General features: G+C 66.6%; 17 protein-coding genes. 14 read left to right on the top strand and 3 right to left on the bottom strand.

What is annotated here, in order from left to right; genetic code table 11:
• Positions 1-6: 6 nt before the first annotated feature.
• From BST12_RS03100 to BST12_RS03090, 3 genes are read left to right on the top strand one after another with little or no spacing between them, the layout of a single operon-like run.
• Positions 7-1,221, top strand: coding sequence for a PPE family protein (locus tag BST12_RS03100; protein ID WP_083111547.1), 1,215 nt, complete (start codon positions 7-9; stop codon positions 1,219-1,221).
• A 23-nt stretch (positions 1,222-1,244) separates the two neighbouring features.
• Positions 1,245-1,514, top strand: coding sequence for a DUF2277 domain-containing protein (locus tag BST12_RS03095; RefSeq protein ID WP_083111546.1), 270 nt, complete (start codon positions 1,245-1,247; stop codon positions 1,512-1,514).
• Positions 1,511-2,056 carry a DUF1802 family protein gene (locus tag BST12_RS03090; RefSeq protein WP_083111545.1) on the top strand — a complete coding sequence of 182 codons (546 nt, stop codon included), beginning with the start codon at positions 1,511-1,513 and terminating at the stop codon, positions 2,054-2,056. The genes BST12_RS03095 and BST12_RS03090 overlap by 4 nt, the downstream gene beginning before the upstream one ends.
• On the opposite strand, the gene BST12_RS03085 is transcribed toward BST12_RS03090, so the two are convergent.
• Together BST12_RS03085 and BST12_RS03080 are read right to left on the bottom strand one after the other, a co-directional pair.
• The gene (locus BST12_RS03085; protein ID WP_083111544.1) at positions 2,015-3,673 is read right to left on the bottom strand and encodes a CocE/NonD family hydrolase; all 1,659 of its coding nucleotides are present in this window, start codon (positions 3,671-3,673) and stop codon (positions 2,015-2,017) included. The two genes, BST12_RS03090 and BST12_RS03085, sit on opposite strands and share 42 nt — an antisense overlap.
• Positions 3,674-3,684: 11 nt before the next feature.
• Positions 3,685-4,269: a DUF3558 domain-containing protein gene (locus BST12_RS03080; protein WP_083111543.1), complete on the bottom strand. Its 585-nt coding sequence runs from the start codon at positions 4,267-4,269 to the stop codon at positions 3,685-3,687.
• 92 nt (positions 4,270-4,361) lie between these two features.
• Between BST12_RS03080 and BST12_RS03075 the strand changes: the two genes are divergently transcribed.
• The 5 genes from BST12_RS03075 (at position 4,362) to BST12_RS03055 (ending at position 9,501) form a co-directional block, all read left to right on the top strand.
• Complete coding sequence (locus tag BST12_RS03075; protein ID WP_083111542.1) at positions 4,362-5,327, top strand: metallophosphoesterase family protein; 966 nt, start codon at positions 4,362-4,364, stop codon at positions 5,325-5,327.
• Positions 5,324-6,004 carry a 4'-phosphopantetheinyl transferase PptT gene (gene pptT, locus BST12_RS03070; protein ID WP_083111541.1) on the top strand — a complete coding sequence of 227 codons (681 nt, stop codon included), beginning with the start codon at positions 5,324-5,326 and terminating at the stop codon, positions 6,002-6,004. The genes BST12_RS03075 and pptT overlap by 4 nt, the downstream gene beginning before the upstream one ends.
• The gene (gene truB, locus BST12_RS03065; RefSeq protein WP_083111540.1) at positions 6,001-6,888 is read left to right on the top strand and encodes a tRNA pseudouridine(55) synthase TruB; all 888 of its coding nucleotides are present in this window, start codon (positions 6,001-6,003) and stop codon (positions 6,886-6,888) included. Before pptT ends, truB begins: the two co-directional genes overlap by 4 nt.
• 147 nt (positions 6,889-7,035) lie before the next feature.
• Entirely contained in the window at positions 7,036-8,238 is a 1,203-nt protein-coding gene (locus BST12_RS03060) for a lipid-transfer protein (RefSeq protein WP_083111539.1), read from the top strand.
• 9 nt (positions 8,239-8,247) lie between these two features.
• Positions 8,248-9,501, top strand: a complete 1,254-nt coding sequence (locus tag BST12_RS03055; RefSeq protein ID WP_083111538.1) for an acyl-CoA dehydrogenase family protein — start codon at positions 8,248-8,250, stop codon at positions 9,499-9,501.
• Between the two features lie 76 nt (positions 9,502-9,577).
• Here BST12_RS03055 and mntR read toward each other — a convergent pair whose 3' ends face one another.
• The gene (mntR, locus tag BST12_RS03050; protein ID WP_083111537.1) at positions 9,578-10,267 is read right to left on the bottom strand and encodes a manganese-binding transcriptional regulator MntR; all 690 of its coding nucleotides are present in this window, start codon (positions 10,265-10,267) and stop codon (positions 9,578-9,580) included.
• An 80-nt stretch (positions 10,268-10,347) separates the two neighbouring features.
• Here mntR and BST12_RS03045 point away from each other — a divergent pair, with 80 nt between their 5' ends.
• From BST12_RS03045 to BST12_RS03020, 6 genes are all read left to right on the top strand, one after another.
• A complete protein-coding gene (locus BST12_RS03045; RefSeq protein ID WP_083111536.1) occupies positions 10,348-11,322 on the top strand; it encodes a bifunctional riboflavin kinase/FAD synthetase in 975 nt (324 codons plus the stop codon).
• 111 nt (positions 11,323-11,433) lie between these two features.
• Entirely contained in the window at positions 11,434-11,703 is a 270-nt protein-coding gene (gene rpsO, locus BST12_RS03040) for a 30S ribosomal protein S15 (RefSeq protein WP_036354818.1), read from the top strand.
• An 11-nt stretch (positions 11,704-11,714) separates the two neighbouring features.
• Positions 11,715-12,209, top strand: coding sequence for an LppU family putative lipoprotein (gene lppU / locus BST12_RS03035; protein WP_083111535.1), 495 nt, complete (start codon positions 11,715-11,717; stop codon positions 12,207-12,209).
• Between the two features lie 329 nt (positions 12,210-12,538).
• Positions 12,539-14,791 (top strand): polyribonucleotide nucleotidyltransferase, encoded by a 2,253-nt coding sequence (locus BST12_RS03030; protein ID WP_083111534.1) that lies wholly within the window; start codon positions 12,539-12,541, stop codon positions 14,789-14,791.
• Positions 14,769-16,085, top strand: coding sequence for a M16 family metallopeptidase (locus BST12_RS03025; protein WP_083111533.1), 1,317 nt, complete (start codon positions 14,769-14,771; stop codon positions 16,083-16,085). Before BST12_RS03030 ends, BST12_RS03025 begins: the two co-directional genes overlap by 23 nt.
• 4 nt (positions 16,086-16,089) lie before the next feature.
• A complete protein-coding gene (locus tag BST12_RS03020) occupies positions 16,090-17,124 on the top strand; it encodes a nitronate monooxygenase (RefSeq protein WP_083111532.1) in 1,035 nt (344 codons plus the stop codon).
• Positions 17,125-17,135 lie beyond the last annotated feature (11 nt).

Genomic DNA, 17,135 nt, shown 5'->3' with positions numbered 1-17,135 from the left:
ATGGCTATGGATTACGGGGCGTTGCCCCCGGAGATCAATTCCGCGCGCATGTACGCCGGTCCTGGTTCGGGATCCCTGCTGGCGGCCGCGGCTGCCTGGGATGGCTTGGCGGCCGAGCTGGGCGCGACGGCATCTGGCTACGCGTCGGTGATCGCCGAGCTGACCAGCGGGCCGTGGATCGGCCCGGCGGCAGCGTCGATGCTCTCGGCCGTCAACCCCTTCGTCACGTGGCTCAGCGCCACCGCCACCCAGGCCGAAGAGACTGCCAGCCGGGCACGGATGGCCGCCGCCGCCTATGAGACGGCATTCACCATGACCGTGCCTCCGCCGGCCGTCGCCGCTAATCGCGCCTTGTTGATGGCGCTTGTCGCCACCAACTTCTTCGGGCAGAACACCGCGGCGATCGCGGCCACCGAGGCCGAATATGCCGAGATGTGGGCACAAGACGCCGCCGCGATGTACTGCTATGCCGGTTCCTCGGCGACCGCGACGGTGCTCACGGCGTTCACGCCCGCGCCGTCGACCGCCGACCCGACTGGACCACAGCGGCAAGCGGCCGCGGTAGCCAAGGCGGCTTTCGAATCGACGATGTCGTCGAGGGCTTGGCAGCTCGTCTCCAGCTCTGCGGTATCCCTTGCGCTGCAACAGTTGTCGACGCACTCGGTGCTCTCGTGGTGGGAGGAATTCGTGCAGTGGCTCGAGGCGCATCTGCCCGACCTCACGCCCGCCGAACGGACCACGCTGGTACGGCTCCTCGGGCAGAGCTATTTATTGTTGGGGGCAGCGCTGTATAGCGTCTCCATCGTGCAGCAGGTCATACCGGGGACGCCTGGTGGCGCCGGCGACTCGGGGTCTTCGGTGCTGGACAACTGGGGCGCAAAACTTCCGCTCGGGACGAGGGGAAGTGCCGGGCAAGTCCAGCCGTACATCGATGAGCTGGAGCACCTCGAGAGGATGGCCAGACCGGTGTCGGCGGTGATGGGCAAGGCTGGGTCGACGGGATCCTTGTCGACGCCGAGAAGTTGGGAAGCCACTGTCCGGGCCTTTCAGGCAGGCCCGTGGGAGGAGCAGCTCGACATCGTGGGCAAGATGGCCGCCGCAAAGACGAACGCGGTCCTGTCGGGCATGCCGATGACCTCGGCGACCCGGCATAGCTCGGTGGCCGACCAACGATACGGATTCCGTTATCGCGTGATGCACCGCTGCCCCTCTGCCGGGTAGCCGGGCCCACCTATCGTTGAGGCATGTGTCGGAACATCACCGAATTGCGTGGGCTGGAACCACCGCCCACAGCTCAGGAGATCGCGGCCGCGGCGCGCCAATACGTGCGTAAGGTCAGCGGCATTACCCATCCGTCGGCGGCTAACGCCGAAGCCTTCGAGGCCGCCGTCACCGAGGTCACCGCCACCACCACCCGGCTACTGCAAGCCCTGCCGCCACGGCGTCAGCCGCCTAAGACCATTCCGCCGCTGCGCCGCCCCGAGGTGCTGGCCCGGCTGGCGAGATCGCAGTGACGCCCGCGCTCAAAGAGTGGAGCGCGGCAGTGCATGCGCTGCTGGACGGCCGCCAGACCGTGCTGCTGCGCAAGGGCGGTATCGGCGAAAAGCGGTTCGAAGTGGCCGCCCAGGAGTTCTTGTTGTTTCCGACGGTGGCGCACAGCCACGCCGAACGGGTTCGACCCGAACACCAGGACTTGCTGGGACCCGCGGCCGCCGACAGCACCGACGAGCGGTTGCTGGTACGCGCGGCGGCGAAAGTTGTTGCCGCACTGCCAGTTAGCCGTCCAGAAGGTCTGGAAGAGATCGAAGACCTGCATATCTGGACCACCGAGTCGGTTCGCGCCGACCGGCTCGATTTCCGGCCCAAGCACAAGCTCGCCGTGTTGGTGGTCTCCGCCATTCCGCTGACGCGACCCGTGCCGCTGACCCGGATCCCCGACTACGCCGGCTGTACCAGTTGGGTTCAGCTCGACGTGTGTCCGGCTTTGGCGTCGCCGGTGCGCGACGACGCGACGCTAGCTCAGATCGCTGCCCGGGTTCGCGACGCCGTCGGCTGAGAGTTCGCCCACCGGCAGCAGTAGCCGCGAGTCCCCGAAGTGCACCGCGTGGGAGACCGGCGTGACCTGCCGGGCGGTCAAGGCCGGCTCGTGGGTGCCGAGATTGCGCGCGTAGCGCGGAAACCAGCTGCCGGCAATCAGAACGCGAATGCGTGAGCCGGCCTTGAATCGGTGTGCGATCGCGTCGAGTTCGAGCGTGACGGTCTGCGGGGCGTCCCCGAGGCGTCGGTAGCCGTCGCTGACATTGCGCGACCGGCCCCGTGCGTCGACCTCGCTGACCCGGACGAACAGATCGACGTGAGGATTATCCGAGGAGTGCGTCAGCTCGATGACGGGATTTCCGTAGACGTACAAGTCGTGGGTCAGGGTGGGGCCGGTGAAGGCCAGCACGTCGTCGCGCAACGCCAGCCGACTGTCGTCGCGGTAGCCGCCGGCGCGCGCCAGCAGCGGACCGCCCGTGGTGGGGGTCGGATTGGCCGGGTCGTAGCGGAACGTTGCCGTCGGCGCTTGCCCGGTCGCGGAGGCCGGCGCGGATTCGCCGAGACGGCCGTTGGGTTGCAGATACATTGCGCGCCAGCGCGTTTGTGGCGGCCAATCCGAGAGGTGACGCCAGCCTTGGCCGGTCACGAAGATACGCACGGTGCTGGGGCGCTGCAGCGCCGGGGCGCCGCCCAGGTGGGCGCCGAGCCAGTCCAGTGACTCCTGCGCGCCGATCGCCAGCCCCTTGGTGAGCATCTGGGTGTGTGTCCAGGGCCCGATGGTCAGCGCGACGTTCACGCCGCGGTCCCGCAAATGCCGATATTGCTGCAGCGTCTGGTGCAAAAAGATGTCTTGCCAGCCGCCGATGAGCAGTACTGGAACCTGCACGCGGTCCAGTGCGGCAGGAAAGCGCAACCGGTCCCAGAACGGGTGGTCGCCGTCGGTGTGTTCCAACCACGATTCGAACCACGGTGCGCCTTCGCCGAGCAGTCCCCGGACCGCCGGGCCCATCGGCATCGCCTCCAGGGCGCGCGCCACCCGGCGCGGAGAGGTCAGCTGGCGGATTCCGGCGCGGATGCGCCCCGGATCTTCTTGGCGCGCAACCAGATCGCTCCACCCCAGGAAGTCGTTGACCGCGAACGACCCGGTGCCCCAGGTCGAGGCCCGGAAGTCGTGCGGCCCCACGGTGATGACGGCAGCGGCCAGTTCCGGCGGCGGGTCGTGCAGCAGCGCCCACTGCGTGAAGCCCAGGTAAGACAGGCCGATGGTGCCGAACTGGCCGGTGAACCAGGGTTGCTCTCGCAGCCACTTGACCGTGTCGGCGCCGTCGGCTGCCTCGTTGACCATGGGCTCGAACTCGCCGGCGGATCCGAAGGTGCCGCGCACGCTTTGCAGCACCACGTGATAGCCGCGGGCCGCGTACAGCCTGGCGTACACCAATGAGAACGGAAGCCTGCGCCCATAGGGACCGCGCACCAGCAACGTGCCGGCCGGCTCGTCGGTGATCGGTGCGTAGTGGTCGGCCACCAGGTCGACGCCGTCGCGCATCGGGATCGCGACGCGGCGCACACAGTAGCGGGCGGTCGCAGGCGGCAGACCCAGCAGTCTGCCGGCAGCGGCGCCGATCGGGTTGGTCAACCTGGAACTTGCTAGAACCTGTAGAACGGAACGAGGTCGTTCGCGCGCTGCAGGTTGGTCGACGGGCAGTCCACATCGGGCTCGGAGTAGACCGTCGAGTAGAACAGCGCCTGCTGGATCACTCCATAGCTGGTCTTGAAGGTGACCATGCAGGAGGCGAACCAATAGCTGTTGTGGTAGGTCGGCTTCAAAACCCAGTACTGAGCGGCGCGGTGCCCGGCGATAGTGGTCTCGATGGCGTCGGGCGGAAGCGTCTGGGCGTAGGTGCGCCAGGTGATGGGCTCAACGGCGAGTTGGTAGTTGCCGGCGTCGTAGTGGCAGCGCAGCCCCTCCTCGGCTTCGGGCGGGGTGTATGCCAGGCCGAGGCGTTGTACCGCGTCGAAGGGAATCTGGTTGCAGGGGTCGAAGGGGCTCGGATCGTTGGTCGCCACGATCGGGCTCTTCATGGTGGTCGACATCGGTTCGGCGGTCGAGCGCAACTCGAACGTCGCGCCGCCGGCCGGCGACGGCGGCATGCTCTGCCAGCCCGCCACACCGATCACCACCGCGGCAACCACTGCACCAAGCGCTCCGAGCAAACGCATCCTGGCGAACACGACACCCCCTGGCGTTGGCGGTCCCTTTGCCGGGAGTGTACAAGTCGCGTGCGCGCCGTCACAGTCGAACCTGGACGTTAGGGTGGTTAGTCGTGACGAGACACGAGTCGGGCGGTGGCGGACAGCCGACGCTGTGGGCGGTCTCCGATCTGCACACCGGTCATCTGGGCAACAAGCCTGTCACCGAGTCGCTGCACCCGTCGTCGCCCGATGACTGGCTGATTGTCGCCGGGGATGTCGCCGAGCGCACCGACGAGATCCGTTGGGCACTTGACCTGCTGCGACGGCGATTCGCCAAGGTGATCTGGGTGCCCGGAAACCACGAACTGTGGACCACCAACCGGGATCCGATGCAGATCTTCGGCCGGGCGCGATACGAGTATCTGGTCAACATCTGCGACGAGATGGGTGTCGTCACCCCCGAGCATCCGTTCCCGGTCTGGACGGAGCGGGGCGGGCCGGCCACCATCGTGCCGATGTTTCTGCTGTACGACTACTCATTCCTGCCGGCCGGGGCTACGAGCAAAGCCGAAGGCGTGACCATCGCCCGGGAACGCAATGTGGTGGCCACCGACGAATATCTGCTCTCGCCCGAGCCGTATCCGACCCGGGAAGCCTGGTGTCGCGAGCGGGTGGCGGCTACCCGGGCCCGGCTCGAACAGCTCGACTGGATGCAGCCGACCGTGCTGGTCAACCACTTTCCGATGGTGCGAGAACCCTGCGAAGCGCTGTTCTACCCGGAGTTCTCGCTGTGGTGCGGAACCACCAAGACCGCCGACTGGCACACCCGCTACAACGCCGTCTGTTCGGTCTACGGCCACCTCCACATTCCGCGAACCACCTGGTACGACGGCGTGCGCTTTGAAGAAGTGTCGGTGGGCTATCCGCGTGAGTGGCGCCGTCGCAAGCCCTACAGCTGGCTGCGCCAAGTGCTGCCGGATCCCGAGTACGCGCCCGGCTATCTCAACGACTTCGGCGGTCATTTCGTGATCACGCCAGAGATGAAGGCGCAGGCCACCAAGTTCCGGGAACGATTGCGGCAGCGGCAATCACGATGACGGCAAGCATGTTGGTGCCGTCGGTGTTGCCGGGCACCGTGGTCGACGAGCTGGCGTACGCCGAGTTGTATTCCGATCCGCCCGGTCTGACTCCGCTGCCCGAAGAGGAGCCGTTGATCGCCAAATCGGTGGCCAAGCGGCGCAACGAATTCATCACCGTCCGGCACTGCGCGCGCACCGCGCTGCGCCAGCTCGGCGTGCCACCGGTGCCAATCCTCAAGGGCGACAAGGGCGAACCGTGCTGGCCCGCCGGCGTGGTGGGCAGTCTCACGCACTGCACCGGCTACCGGGGTGCCGTGGTGGGGCGCGACGGCGTGCTGCGTTCGGTGGGCATCGACGCCGAACCGCACGACGTGCTGCCCGGCGGCGTGCTGGATGCGATCAGCTTGCCGGCCGAGCGCAGCGAGATGCCCAATGCCATGCCCGACGGGCTGCATTGGGATCGAATCCTGTTCTGCGCCAAGGAGGCGACGTACAAGGCGTGGTTTCCGCTGACCAAGCGGTGGCTGGGATTCGAAGACGCGCACATTACCTTCGAAGCCGACAGCTCTACGACAGGGCGCTTTACCTCCCGGATTCTGATCGACCCGGCCGCCCTTTCCGGTCCGCCGCTGCGGACATTGGCCGGGCGCTGGTCGGTCGAACGCGGACTGGTGCTGACCGCGATCGTGCTATGAGTTTGGCGGTTCCGGGCATCGTCGTTGTCGACAAGCCGGCGGGGATGACCAGTCACGACGTGGTGGGCCGGTGCCGGCGGATCTTTGCCACCCGCCGGGTGGGCCACGCCGGCACCCTGGACCCGATGGCCACCGGCGTGCTGGTGATCGGCATCGAGCGCGCCACCAAGATCCTGGGCTTGCTCACGGCAGCCACAAAGTCGTATGCCGCCACCATTCGCCTGGGCCAGACCACCTCCACCGAGGACACCGAAGGTGAACTGCTGCAAGAGGTTTCGGCCGAGGCGGTTACCGATGAGGCGATCGTGGCTGCGGTCGCGGGGCTGCGCGGCGACATCAACCAGGTGCCGTCGGCGGTCAGCGCGATCAAGGTCGGCGGTCGGCGCGCGTATCAGTTGGTACGCCAGGGTCAGGCCGTCGAGCTCGCATCCCGGCCGGTGCGTATCGACCGGTTCCAGGTGCTGGCCACCCGACGCCACGATCAGCTCGTCGACCTTGATGTCGAAGTCGACTGCTCGTCGGGGACCTACATCCGCGCGCTGGCACGCGACCTGGGCGATGCGCTGGCCGTCGGCGGCCATCTGACGTCACTGCGCCGCACCCGCGTCGGCAGTTTCGATCTGGCACAAGCGCTGACGCTGGACGACCTGGCGGAGCGGCCGCGGCTGAGCCTGAGTCTGGACGAGGCGTGCCTGCTGATGTTTGCCCGTCGCACTCTGAGCGCCGCGGAGGCTGATGCCGCGCGCAATGGCCGGTCGCTGTCGGCGGCCGGTATCGACGGCGTGTACGCGGCCGCCGACGCCGACGGCCGGGTGATCGCGCTGCTGCGCGACGAGGGCGCACGTACCAAGTCGGTGGTCGTGATCCGCCCGTCGACCCTGTAAATCTGCAGACAAAGTGCGAGTAGGCGCCTGCGAAATTGCAGGCTCGGCGATAACACACCGGGCCCCGGTCGGTTGCTGCGCATGCCTAGGTTGCACACTTGGGATCGAGTCGCTTCTCCAGCCAAGGGGGCAAAGATGCCTAACAAGATGCCTAACAAGTCAGCCAACAAGGTCTATGTCGTCGGCGTCGGCATGACGAAGTTCGAAAAGCCGGGCCGCCGCGAAGGCTGGGACTACCCGCAGATGGCCAAGGAATCCGGCACCAAGGCCCTCGCAGACGCCGGGGTCGACTACAGCGAGATCGAGCAGGGCTATGTCGGCTACGTCGCGGGCGACTCAACGTCCGGGCAGCGCGCCCTCTACGAACTCGGCATGACGGGCATCCCGATCGTCAACGTCAACAACAACTGCTCGACCGGGTCCACCGCGCTGTTCCTCGGCGCGCAGGCCATCCGCGGGGGAGTGGCCGACTGCGTGCTGGCGCTGGGCTTCGAGAAGATGCAGCCCGGTGCGCTGCAGGGCGGCGCCCAGGACCGGGAGTCGCCGATGGGCAAGCACGTCAAGGCGCTCGCCGAGATCGACGAATTCGCTTTTCCGGTGGCGCCGTGGATGTTCGGGGCGGCCGGCCGCGAACACATGAAGAAATACGGCACCACCGCCGAGCATTTCGCGAAGATCGGTCTCAAGAACCACAAGCATTCGGTGAACAACCCCAATGCGCAGTTTCAGGAGGAGTACACCCTCGAGGACATCTTGGCCGCGAAGATGATCTCCGACCCGCTCACCAAATTGCAGTGCTCGCCCACCTCCGACGGCTCGGCCGCGGTGGTGTTGGCCAGCGAGGACTACGTCGCCAAGCACAACCTGGCCGGCCAAGCCGTGGAGATCGTCGGGCAGGCGATGACCACCGACTTCGCCTCCACCTTCGACGGCAGCGCCCGCAACATCATCGGATACGACATGAATGTGCAAGCCGCCCAACAGGTTTACCAGCAGTCCGGGCTCGGGCCGGAAGATTTCCAGGTGATCGAGTTGCACGACTGCTTCTCGGCGAACGAACTGCTGCTCTACGAAGCGCTGGGGCTATGCGGCGAGGGTGAGGCGCCCAAACTGATCGACGACAACCAGACTACCTACGGCGGGCGCTGGGTGGTCAACCCCTCGGGCGGGCTGATCTCCAAGGGCCACCCGCTGGGCGCGACCGGACTGGCCCAGTGCAGCGAGCTGACGTGGCAGTTGCGCGGCACCGCCGACAAGCGACAGGTCGACAACGTCACCGCGGCACTGCAACACAACATCGGGCTGGGCGGCGCCGCCGTCGTCACCGCCTATCAACGCGCCGAACGCTAGGGAGCAACCTTGATCGAGTGGTCCGACACCGACCTGATGGTCCGCGACACCGTTCGCCAGTTCATCGACAAGGAAGTCCGGCCGCATCTGGACGAGTTGGAGGCGGGTGCGCTGTCGCCCTATCCGATCATGCGCAAGCTGTTCAGTCAGTTCGGTTTGGACGTGATGATCGCCGAACAGGTCAAGACGATGCTGGACCGGGAGCGGACGAAGGAAGCCGGCAGCGGCCCGCCCAGCGAAAAGCCGGATAGCTCAGGTGGTTTCGGGATCGGCGCGCAGGCGTCGATGGCCGCGGTGCTGGTGTCCGAACTCGCCGGCGTGAGCATCGGGCTGTTGAGCACGGTCGCGGTCAGCCTCGGGCTGGGCGCGGCGACCATCATGAGCCGCGGCACGCTGGCTCAGAAGGAACGCTGGCTGCTCGACCTGATGACGCTGGAAAAGATTGCGGCGTGGGCGATTACGGAGCCCGACTCCGGCTCGGATGCATTCGGCGGCATGAAGACGTACGTGAAGCGCGACGGCGCAGACTACATCCTCAACGGGCAGAAGACCTTCATCACCAACGGCCCCTTCGCCGATGTGCTGGTCGTCTACGCCAAGCTTGATGACGGTGACCCAACCGTGGACCGGCGCAACCGGCCGGTGCTGGTATTCGTGCTCGACGCCGGCATGCCGGGCCTGACACAGGGTAAGCCGTTCAAGAAGATGGGCATGATGTCTTCGCCGACGGGCGAATTGTTCTTCGACAACGTCCGGCTCACCCCCGACCGTCTACTCGGCCAGAGTGAACGGCATTCCGAAGGCGACGGGCGCGACAGCGCGCGCGCCAACTTCGCCGTCGAACGCCTGGGCGTGGCGCTGATGGCGCTGGGCATCATCAATGAGTGCCACCGCCTCTGTGTGGATTACGCCAAGACGCGCACGTTGTGGGGCAAGAACATCGGGCAGTTCCAGCTGATCCAGCTCAAGCTGGCCAAGATGGAAGTCGCCCGGATCAACGTGCAGAACATGGTGTTCGCGACCATCGAGCGGCTCCGGGCCGGCAAAGAGCCGACCCTGGCCGAGGCATCGGCCATCAAGCTGTACTCGTCGGAGGCGGCCACCGACGTCGCGATGGATGCCGTGCAGCTGTTCGGCGGCAACGGGTATATGGCCGAATACCGGGTGGAACAGCTGGCCCGCGATGCGAAGTCACTGATGATCTATGCCGGCAGCAACGAGGTTCAAATCACCCACATCGCCAAGGGTTTGTTGAGTAGTTAGTGCTGACGGCGGCGACCCGTCCCCCGCAAGCGGGAGGTGCCCCCAGCGCCCGGCTTCGCCGCGCTTGCGATCGCCGCTAAGTCACCCAGATCGCCCGGGCCGCGGGGCTGCCCAACTCCACCGTGGTCGCGGCGCCGTCGTCGGATTCGATGGCAACCGAGACCATGCCGGCGAATTCACGGCGGGTCAGGACGCGCAGCCGCGAGTCCAGGCTTATCCCGACGCTGTCGAAGTAGCGCAGCATTTCCGGATCGGAATCGGAGATGCGCGCAACAGTTCCGGTCTCGCCGTCGCGGCAAGACCACAGCTGACGCGCCGGCGGCGTCGGCACCTGACCATCGGTGGCGGGGATCGGATCGCCGTGCGGATCGCGCCGCGGGAAGCCCAGTTTGGCGTCGATGCGTGCCATCAGGCGATCGGATACCGCGTGCTCGAGCACCTCGGCCTCGTCGTGCACTTCGTCCCAGCTGTAGCCGAGTTCATTGACCAGAAAGGTCTCCAGCAGCCGGTGCCGGCGCACCATGGCCAGGGCCGCGCGCCGACCCGAGTCGGTCAGTGTCACCGCGCCGTACTTCTCGTGATCGACCAGGCCCTGCTCGGCGAGCTTGCGGATGGACTCCGACGCGGTGCTGGCCGACACCCCGATCTTCTCGGCCAGCATCTTGGTGCTGACCTTCTCCCGCGACCATTCCTGAGCGGTCCAGATGACCTTCAGATAGTCCTGTGCAACCGCGGTGAGACCGCCGCGTTCGTCGTCAGCCTTCACAACCAGAAAGTTTAGGCAACCCTGCGCCTGATGGGTTTTTTATTACCCCGCACGCGCGGTCGGGTCGTAGGCTTGCGGTCGTGCAGCGGTGGCGTGGGCAAGACGAAATCCCCACAGACTGGGGCAGATGCGTGCTAACCGTCGGGGTGTTCGATGGCGTGCATCGCGGGCACGCCGAACTGATCGCACACGCGGTGAAGGCCGGCCGTACCCGCCGTGTGCCGTCGGTACTGATGAGCTTCGACCCGCACCCCATGGAGGTCGTCTATCCAGGCAGCCACCCGGCGCAACTGACGACGCTGACCCGCCGCGCCGAGCTGGTCGAGGAGCTGGGCATCGACGTATTCCTGGTGATGCCGTTCACCACCGACTTCATGAAACTCACGCCGGAGCGCTACATCCACGAGCTGCTCGTTGAGCACCTGCACGTGGTCGAGGTCGTGGTCGGAGAGAACTTCACCTTCGGCAAGAAGGCGGCCGGCAACGTCAACCTGCTGCGTAAGGCCGGCGAACGATTCGGGTTCGCCGTCGAGGGCATGTCGCTGCTCTCCGAGCACCACAGCAACGAGACCGTCACCTTTTCCTCCACCTACATCCGCTCGTGCGTGGACGCCGGCGACGTGGTGGCGGCCACCGAAGCGCTGGGCCGGCCACACCGCGTCGAGGGTGTCGTGGTCCGCGGCTACGGGCGGGGCGCCCAGCTGGGGTTCCCCACCGCGAACGTCGCGCCGCCGATGTATTCGGCCATCCCGGCCGACGGTGTGTACGCCGCGTGGTTCACCGTGCTCGGGCACGCACCGGTGCCCGGCACCGTCGTTCCGGGGGAGCGCTACCAGGCCGCGGTATCCATCGGCACCAATCCCACCTTCTCCGGACGCACCCGCACCGTCGAGGCGTTCGTGCTGGATACCACCGCCGACCTGTACGGCCAGCACGTGGCGCTGGATTTCGTGGCGCGGGTGCGCGGTCAGAAGACGTTCGATTCGGTTCGCGATCTGGTCGCCGAAATCGGCGCCGACACCGAGCGGACCCGGGCGCTGCTGGCTGCGAGTTAACCCGCGGTGCGGATGCGCTGCTAAACTGCCCGACGACATCGGCGCGTGCTGCGGTTCGCGGTGGCCGCGCCGCAAGAATCTGATCGCGGACCCCAATGATGGAGATATTTCGTGGCGCTTACCGCCGAGCAGAAGAAAGAAATTCTGAAGTCCTACGGACTGCACGAGACCGACACCGGGTCTCCGGAAGCGCAGATCGCGCTGTTGACCAAGCGGATCGCTGACCTGACCGAGCACCTCAAGGTGCACAAGCACGACCACCACTCCCGGCGCGGGTTGCTGCTGCTGGTGGGCCGCCGCAAGCGGCTGGTCAAGTACCTCACGCAGGTTGACGTGGAGCGCTACCGTTCGCTCATCGAGCGCCTGGGCCTGCGTCGCTGACCGTCGGCGCCATGCGCGCCTTGCTCTTGGCGGTGTGCGCCGCCGCGACATTGACCGGATGTTCTACCGCAAACAACGTCGCCGATTTCAAAGTGGGCGATTGCCTCAAACTCGGCGGCACACCGGACCGGCCGCAGGCCGCGAAGGCGCCGTGCGGCAGCGCGGCGTCGAACTTCAAGGTGGTCGCCGCGGTGGCTGAACGGGCCCAGTGCCCGACCGACATCGATTCCTCCTATTCGATGCACAATTCGATCAGCGGCTCGAACAACACCGTCTGTCTGGACATCGACTGGGTGATCGGCGGCTGCATGAGCGTCGACCCCCGCCACATCGCCGACCCGGTCCGGGTGGACTGCAACGACGCGTCGGTGCCGCATCGTCAGCGCGCCACCCAGATCCTGAACGACCTTGACCCGCCCGTCACCGTCTATCAGTGCGCCAGCGGTCTGGGCTACGCCTACAGCCAGCGGCGGTTCGCGGTTTGTGTCGAGAACGTGTCCGGCTAGTTCTCGCCCAGTTCTGGCCTAGTTTTGGCAGAGCCGCGCTGCAGCCCGTGTAGAGTGAGGCTGTTCTGGGCCTGATCGGCCCAGCAAATGGTGCGGTCCACGCAGATCCGCGGGTTCCGTTCCAGCGAGTCACTATGCATGGTCAAGGGAGCAGCCCAGCCTGTCTCGGGCGGTCCTCGGTAGTGGCTGCCGGGCTCTCCGGATCTGGGGTAAGGTCGGCCGCTTCGATCGATGGCCGTAGCCGCATTCAGGTTTTGCTGTTAGGGATTCCTTCGGGGTGCGTGACGCGCGAAACAGCTGAATAACTCAGAGAGGCCGCACGGACACACATGTCTGCAGCTGAAATTGAAGAAGGCGTGTTCGAATCGACCGCCATCATCGACAACGGGAGCTTTGGCACCCGCACCATTCGTTTCGAGACGGGCCGGATGGCCCGACAGGCCGCCGGAGCCGTGGTTGCGTACCTGGACGACGAGAACATGTTGCTGTCGGCAACCACCGCCAGCAAGAGCCCCAAGGAGCACTTCGACTTCTTCCCGCTAACGGTTGACGTCGAGGAGCGGATGTATGCCGCCGGCCGCATCCCCGGTTCGTTCTTCCGGCGCGAGGGCCGGCCGTCCACCGACGCGATCCTGACCTGCCGGCTCATCGACCGCCCATTGCGCCCGTCGTTCGTCGACGGCCTGCGCAACGAGATCCAGGTCGTGGTGACGATCCTGAGCCTGGATCCCAACGACCTCTACGACGTGCTTGCCATCAACGCAGCATCGGCGTCCACCCAGCTCGGTGGCCTGCCATTCTCGGGTCCCGTCGGGGGAGTGCGGGTAGCGCTCATCGACGGCACCTGGGTGGCTTTCCCGACCGTCGAGCAACTTGAGCGGGCCGTGTTCGACATGGTGGTGGCCGGTCGCAAGGTGGATGACGATGTCGCCATCATGATGGTCGAGGCCGAGGCCACCGAAAACGTGATCGAGCTGGTCGAGGGCGGCGCCCAGGCGCCGACCGAAACGGTGGTGGCCGAGGGCCTCGAGGCAGCCAAGCCGTTCATCGCCGCGCTGTGCACCGCCCAGCAGGAACTGGCCGACGCGGCAGCGCGGCCCACCGGCGAATACCCGGTGTTCCCCGACTACGGCGACGACGTGTACTACTCGGTCTCCTCGGTGGCCACCGAAGAGCTGGCCAAGGCCCTGACCATCGGTGGCAAGGCCGAACGCGAGCAGCGCACCGACGAGATCAAGGCCGAGGTCGTCGAGCGGCTCGCCGCCACCTATGAGGGCCGGGAGAAGGAGATCAGCGCCGCGTTCCGGTCGTTGACCAAGAAGCTGGTTCGCCAGCGCATCCTCACCGACCACTTCCGCATCGACGGCCGCGGCATCACCGACATCCGTGCGCTGTCGGCCGAGGTCGCCGTGGTGCCCCGCGCGCACGGCAGCGCGCTGTTCGAACGCGGCGAAACCCAGATCCTGGGTGTGACCACGCTCGACATGGTCAAGATGGCCCAGCAGATCGACTCGCTAGGGCCGGAAACCTCCAAGCGCTACATGCACCACTACAACTTCCCGCCGTTCTCCACCGGCGAGACCGGCCGGGTCGGTTCACCCAAGCGCCGCGAAATCGGTCACGGCGCGCTGGCCGAGCGCGCGCTGGTACCGGTGCTGCCCGGTGTCGAGGAATTCCCGTACGCCATCCGCCAGGTATCCGAAGCGCTGGGCTCCAATGGCTCGACGTCGATGGGGTCGGTGTGCGCGTCCACGCTGGCGCTGCTCAACGCCGGTGTGCCGCTGAAGGCGCCGGTGGCCGGCATCGCGATGGGCCTGGTGTCCGACGACGTCGAGGGCGAAACCCGCTACGTCACCCTGACCGACATCCTGGGTGCCGAAGATGCGTTCGGCGACATGGACTTCAAGTGCGCCGGCACCAAGGATTTCGTTACCGCGTTGCAGCTGGACACCAAGCTCGACGGCATCCCGTCAAAGGTGCTCGCGGGCGCGCTCGCGCAGGCCAAGGATGCCCGCTTGACCATCCTCGAGGTCATGGCCGAGGCCATCGATTCGCCCGACGAGATGAGCCCGTTCGCTCCCCGGGTGACCACGATCAAGGTCCCGGTGGACAAGATCGGCGAGGTCATCGGACCCAAGGGCAAAGTCATCAACGCCATCACCGAGGAGACTGGCGCGCAGATCTCCATCGAGGACGACGGCACGGTGTTCGTCGGTGCCACCGATGGGCCCTCGGCGCAGGCCGCGATCGACAAGATCAACGCCATCGCCAACCCCCAGTTGCCGACGGTGGGCGAGCGGTTCCTCGGAACCGTGGTCAAGACAACGGATTTCGGTGCCTTCGTTTCGCTGCTGCCCGGACGCGACGGTTTGGTGCACATCTCCAAACTCGGCAAGGGCAAGCGGATCGCGAAGGTCGAGGACGTCGTCAACGTCGGCGACAAGCTGCGGGTGGAGATCGCCGATATCGACAAGCGGGGCAAGATCTCGCTCGTTCTGGTAGCCGAAGAAGACACTGCAGAGGCCGCAGCGCCCGCCGATTCGGGGGCAGCGCCAGCCGATGCCGCGACGGTCACCAGCTGATCCGGAGACCGCCCGCGCCGTGCGTCGCACGACGCTGCCGGGCGGTCTGCGGGTTGTCACCGAATACCTCCCCGCGGTGCGCTCGGCGTCGGTCGGCGTCTGGGTCGGGGTGGGCTCTCGCGACGAGGGAAACACGGTAGCCGGCGCCGCGCATTTCCTCGAGCACCTGCTGTTCAAGTCCACGCCGACCCGCACGGCCGTGGATATCGCGCAGGCAATGGACGCCGTTGGCGGCGAACTCAACGCGTTCACCGCCAAAGAGCACACCTGCTACTACGCGCATGTGCTCGACAGCGACCTCGCGCTGGCCGTCGACCTGGTTGCCGATGTGGTGCTCAACGGGCGCTGTGCGTCCGACGACGTCGAGCTGGAACGCGACGTCGTCCTCGAAGAGATCGCGATGCGCGACGACGACCCCGAGGACGCGCTGGCCGACATGTTCCTGAGCGCCTTGTTCGGCGATCACCCGGTGGGCCGCCCGGTGATCGGCAGCGCGCAATCCGTGTCGGCGATGACGCGCGCCCAGTTGCACTCGTTTCACCAGCGGCGCTACACGCCGGACCGGATGGTTGTCGCGGTGGCCGGCAACGTCGACCACGACGAGGTGGTGGCGCTGGTTCGCGAGCATTTCAGGGCGCGGCTGGTCCGCGGGCGACGGCCGGTGGCGCCGCGCAAGGGCGCCGGGCGCGTCAACGGCAGCCCGGGGCTGACGTTGGTCAATCGCGACGCCGAGCAAACCCACGTGTCGATGGGCGTCCGGACGCCCGGGCGCGGCTGGGAGCATCGCTGGGCGCTGTCGGTGCTGCATACCGCGCTGGGCGGTGGCCTGAGCTCGCGGTTGTTCCAGGAAATCCGGGAAGCCCGCGGGCTGGCCTACTCGGTTTACTCCGCGCTGGACATCTTCGCCGACAGCGGGGCGCTCTCGGTGTACGCGGCATGCCTGCCGGAACGTTTCGCCGACGTCATGCGGGTAACCACCGAAGTGCTGGAGTCGGTGGCACGCGAGGGCATCACGGAGGAGGAATGCCGGATCGCCAAAGGGTCGTTACGGGGTGGGCTGGTGCTCGGGCTGGAGGACTCCAGTTCGAGGATGAGCCGAATCGGGCGCAGCGAATTGAACTACGGCATGCATCGCAGCATCGAGCACACCCTGCAGCAGATTGAGCAGGTTACCGTCGAGGAGGTCAATGCGGTGGCCCACCGACTGCTGAGCAAGCGCTACGGCGCCGCGGTGCTGGGCCCTTATGGCTCGAAACGGTCACTGCCGCAACAACTTCGAGCGATGGTAAGTTAAGCCGATGGTACTGGGTTTCTGGGATATCGCGGTGCCGATCGTCGGTGCGCCGATGGCCGGCGGCCCCGGGACACCGGCATTGGCCGCGGCGGTGTCCAACGCCGGCGGGCTGGGTTTCGTGGCCGGCGGCTACGTCACCGCCGAGCGGTTCGCCGAAGACATCACCGCGGCGCGTGCGGCGACCACCGGCCCCATCGGAGCCAATCTGTTCGTCCCGCAGCCCAGCGTCGCCGATTGGCTGCAGCTGGAGTACTACGCCGAAGAACTCGAAGAGGTCGCTGACTTCTATCACGTCGAGGTGGGTCGCCCGACGTACGGGGACAACGACGACTGGGAACGCAAGCTCGAAGTGGTCGCCGATATTCGCCCGGAATTGGTCTCCTTCACATTCGGTGCGCCATCTCCAGACGTCATTCGCAGGTTGAGTGCGCTGGGACTGTTGGTGTCGGTCACCGTGACGTCGGCCTACGAGGCCGGGGTGGCTGTCGCGGCCGGTGCGGACAGCTTGGTGGTCCAGGGTCCGTGCGCCGGCGGGCACCGGGGCACCTTCGCACCGGACATGGAGCCCGGCGAGGAGTCACTGAATCAACTGCTCGACCGCATCGGCAGTGCACACGACGTTCCGCTCATCGCGGCCGGCGGTCTGGGCACCGCCGACGACGTCGCGGCCGTGCTGCGCCGCGGTGCCGTCGCCGCACAGGTCGGCACGGCGCTGCTACTCGCCGACGAAGCCGGCACCAACTCCGCACACCGGGTCGCCCTGAAGAATCCCGAATTCGACTCAACCCTGGTCACCCGGGCGTTCTCGGGCAGGTATGCGCGCGGGCTGGCCAACAACTTCACCCGCCTGCTCGACCACTTGGCGCCGCTGGGTTATCCCGAGGTCAACCAGATGACGAAGCCGATCCGCGCGGCCGCGATCCAGGCCGAAGATCCGCACGGTACCAACCTGTGGGCGGGAACGGCCTACCGCGACGCCTGTGCGGGGCCGGCGGCCGACATCATTGCTGCACTGACGCCCGATCCGCGCGCGTTGTAGCTGGGCCCGGC

This window comes from Mycobacterium angelicum, from assembly GCF_002086155.1.
Classification (GTDB): Bacteria; Actinomycetota; Actinomycetes; order Mycobacteriales; family Mycobacteriaceae; genus Mycobacterium; species Mycobacterium angelicum.
Note: the sequence above shows the minus strand (reverse complement) of the source record. Positions and strands in the feature narration are given on the sequence as shown.

What these genes read in the sequence shown, in the direction of transcription:
- BST12_RS03030 (WP_083111534.1), top strand. Translation starts at nt 12,539, where the DNA reads ATGTCTGCAGCTGAAATTGAAGAAGGCGTGTTCGAATCGACCGCCATC.
- pptT (WP_083111541.1), top strand. Translation starts at nt 5,324, where the DNA reads ATGACGGCAAGCATGTTGGTGCCGTCGGTGTTGCCGGGCACCGTGGTC.
- BST12_RS03100 (WP_083111547.1), top strand. Translation starts at nt 7, where the DNA reads ATGGATTACGGGGCGTTGCCCCCGGAGATCAATTCCGCGCGCATGTAC.
- BST12_RS03020 (WP_083111532.1), top strand. Translation starts at nt 16,090, where the DNA reads ATGGTACTGGGTTTCTGGGATATCGCGGTGCCGATCGTCGGTGCGCCG.
- BST12_RS03025 (WP_083111533.1), top strand. Translation starts at nt 14,769, where the DNA reads ATGCCGCGACGGTCACCAGCTGATCCGGAGACCGCCCGCGCCGTGCGT.
- BST12_RS03095 (WP_083111546.1), top strand. Translation starts at nt 1,245, where the DNA reads ATGTGTCGGAACATCACCGAATTGCGTGGGCTGGAACCACCGCCCACA.
- BST12_RS03060 (WP_083111539.1), top strand. Translation starts at nt 7,036, where the DNA reads ATGCCTAACAAGTCAGCCAACAAGGTCTATGTCGTCGGCGTCGGCATG.
- lppU (WP_083111535.1), top strand. Translation starts at nt 11,715, where the DNA reads ATGCGCGCCTTGCTCTTGGCGGTGTGCGCCGCCGCGACATTGACCGGA.
- truB (WP_083111540.1), top strand. Translation starts at nt 6,001, where the DNA reads ATGAGTTTGGCGGTTCCGGGCATCGTCGTTGTCGACAAGCCGGCGGGG.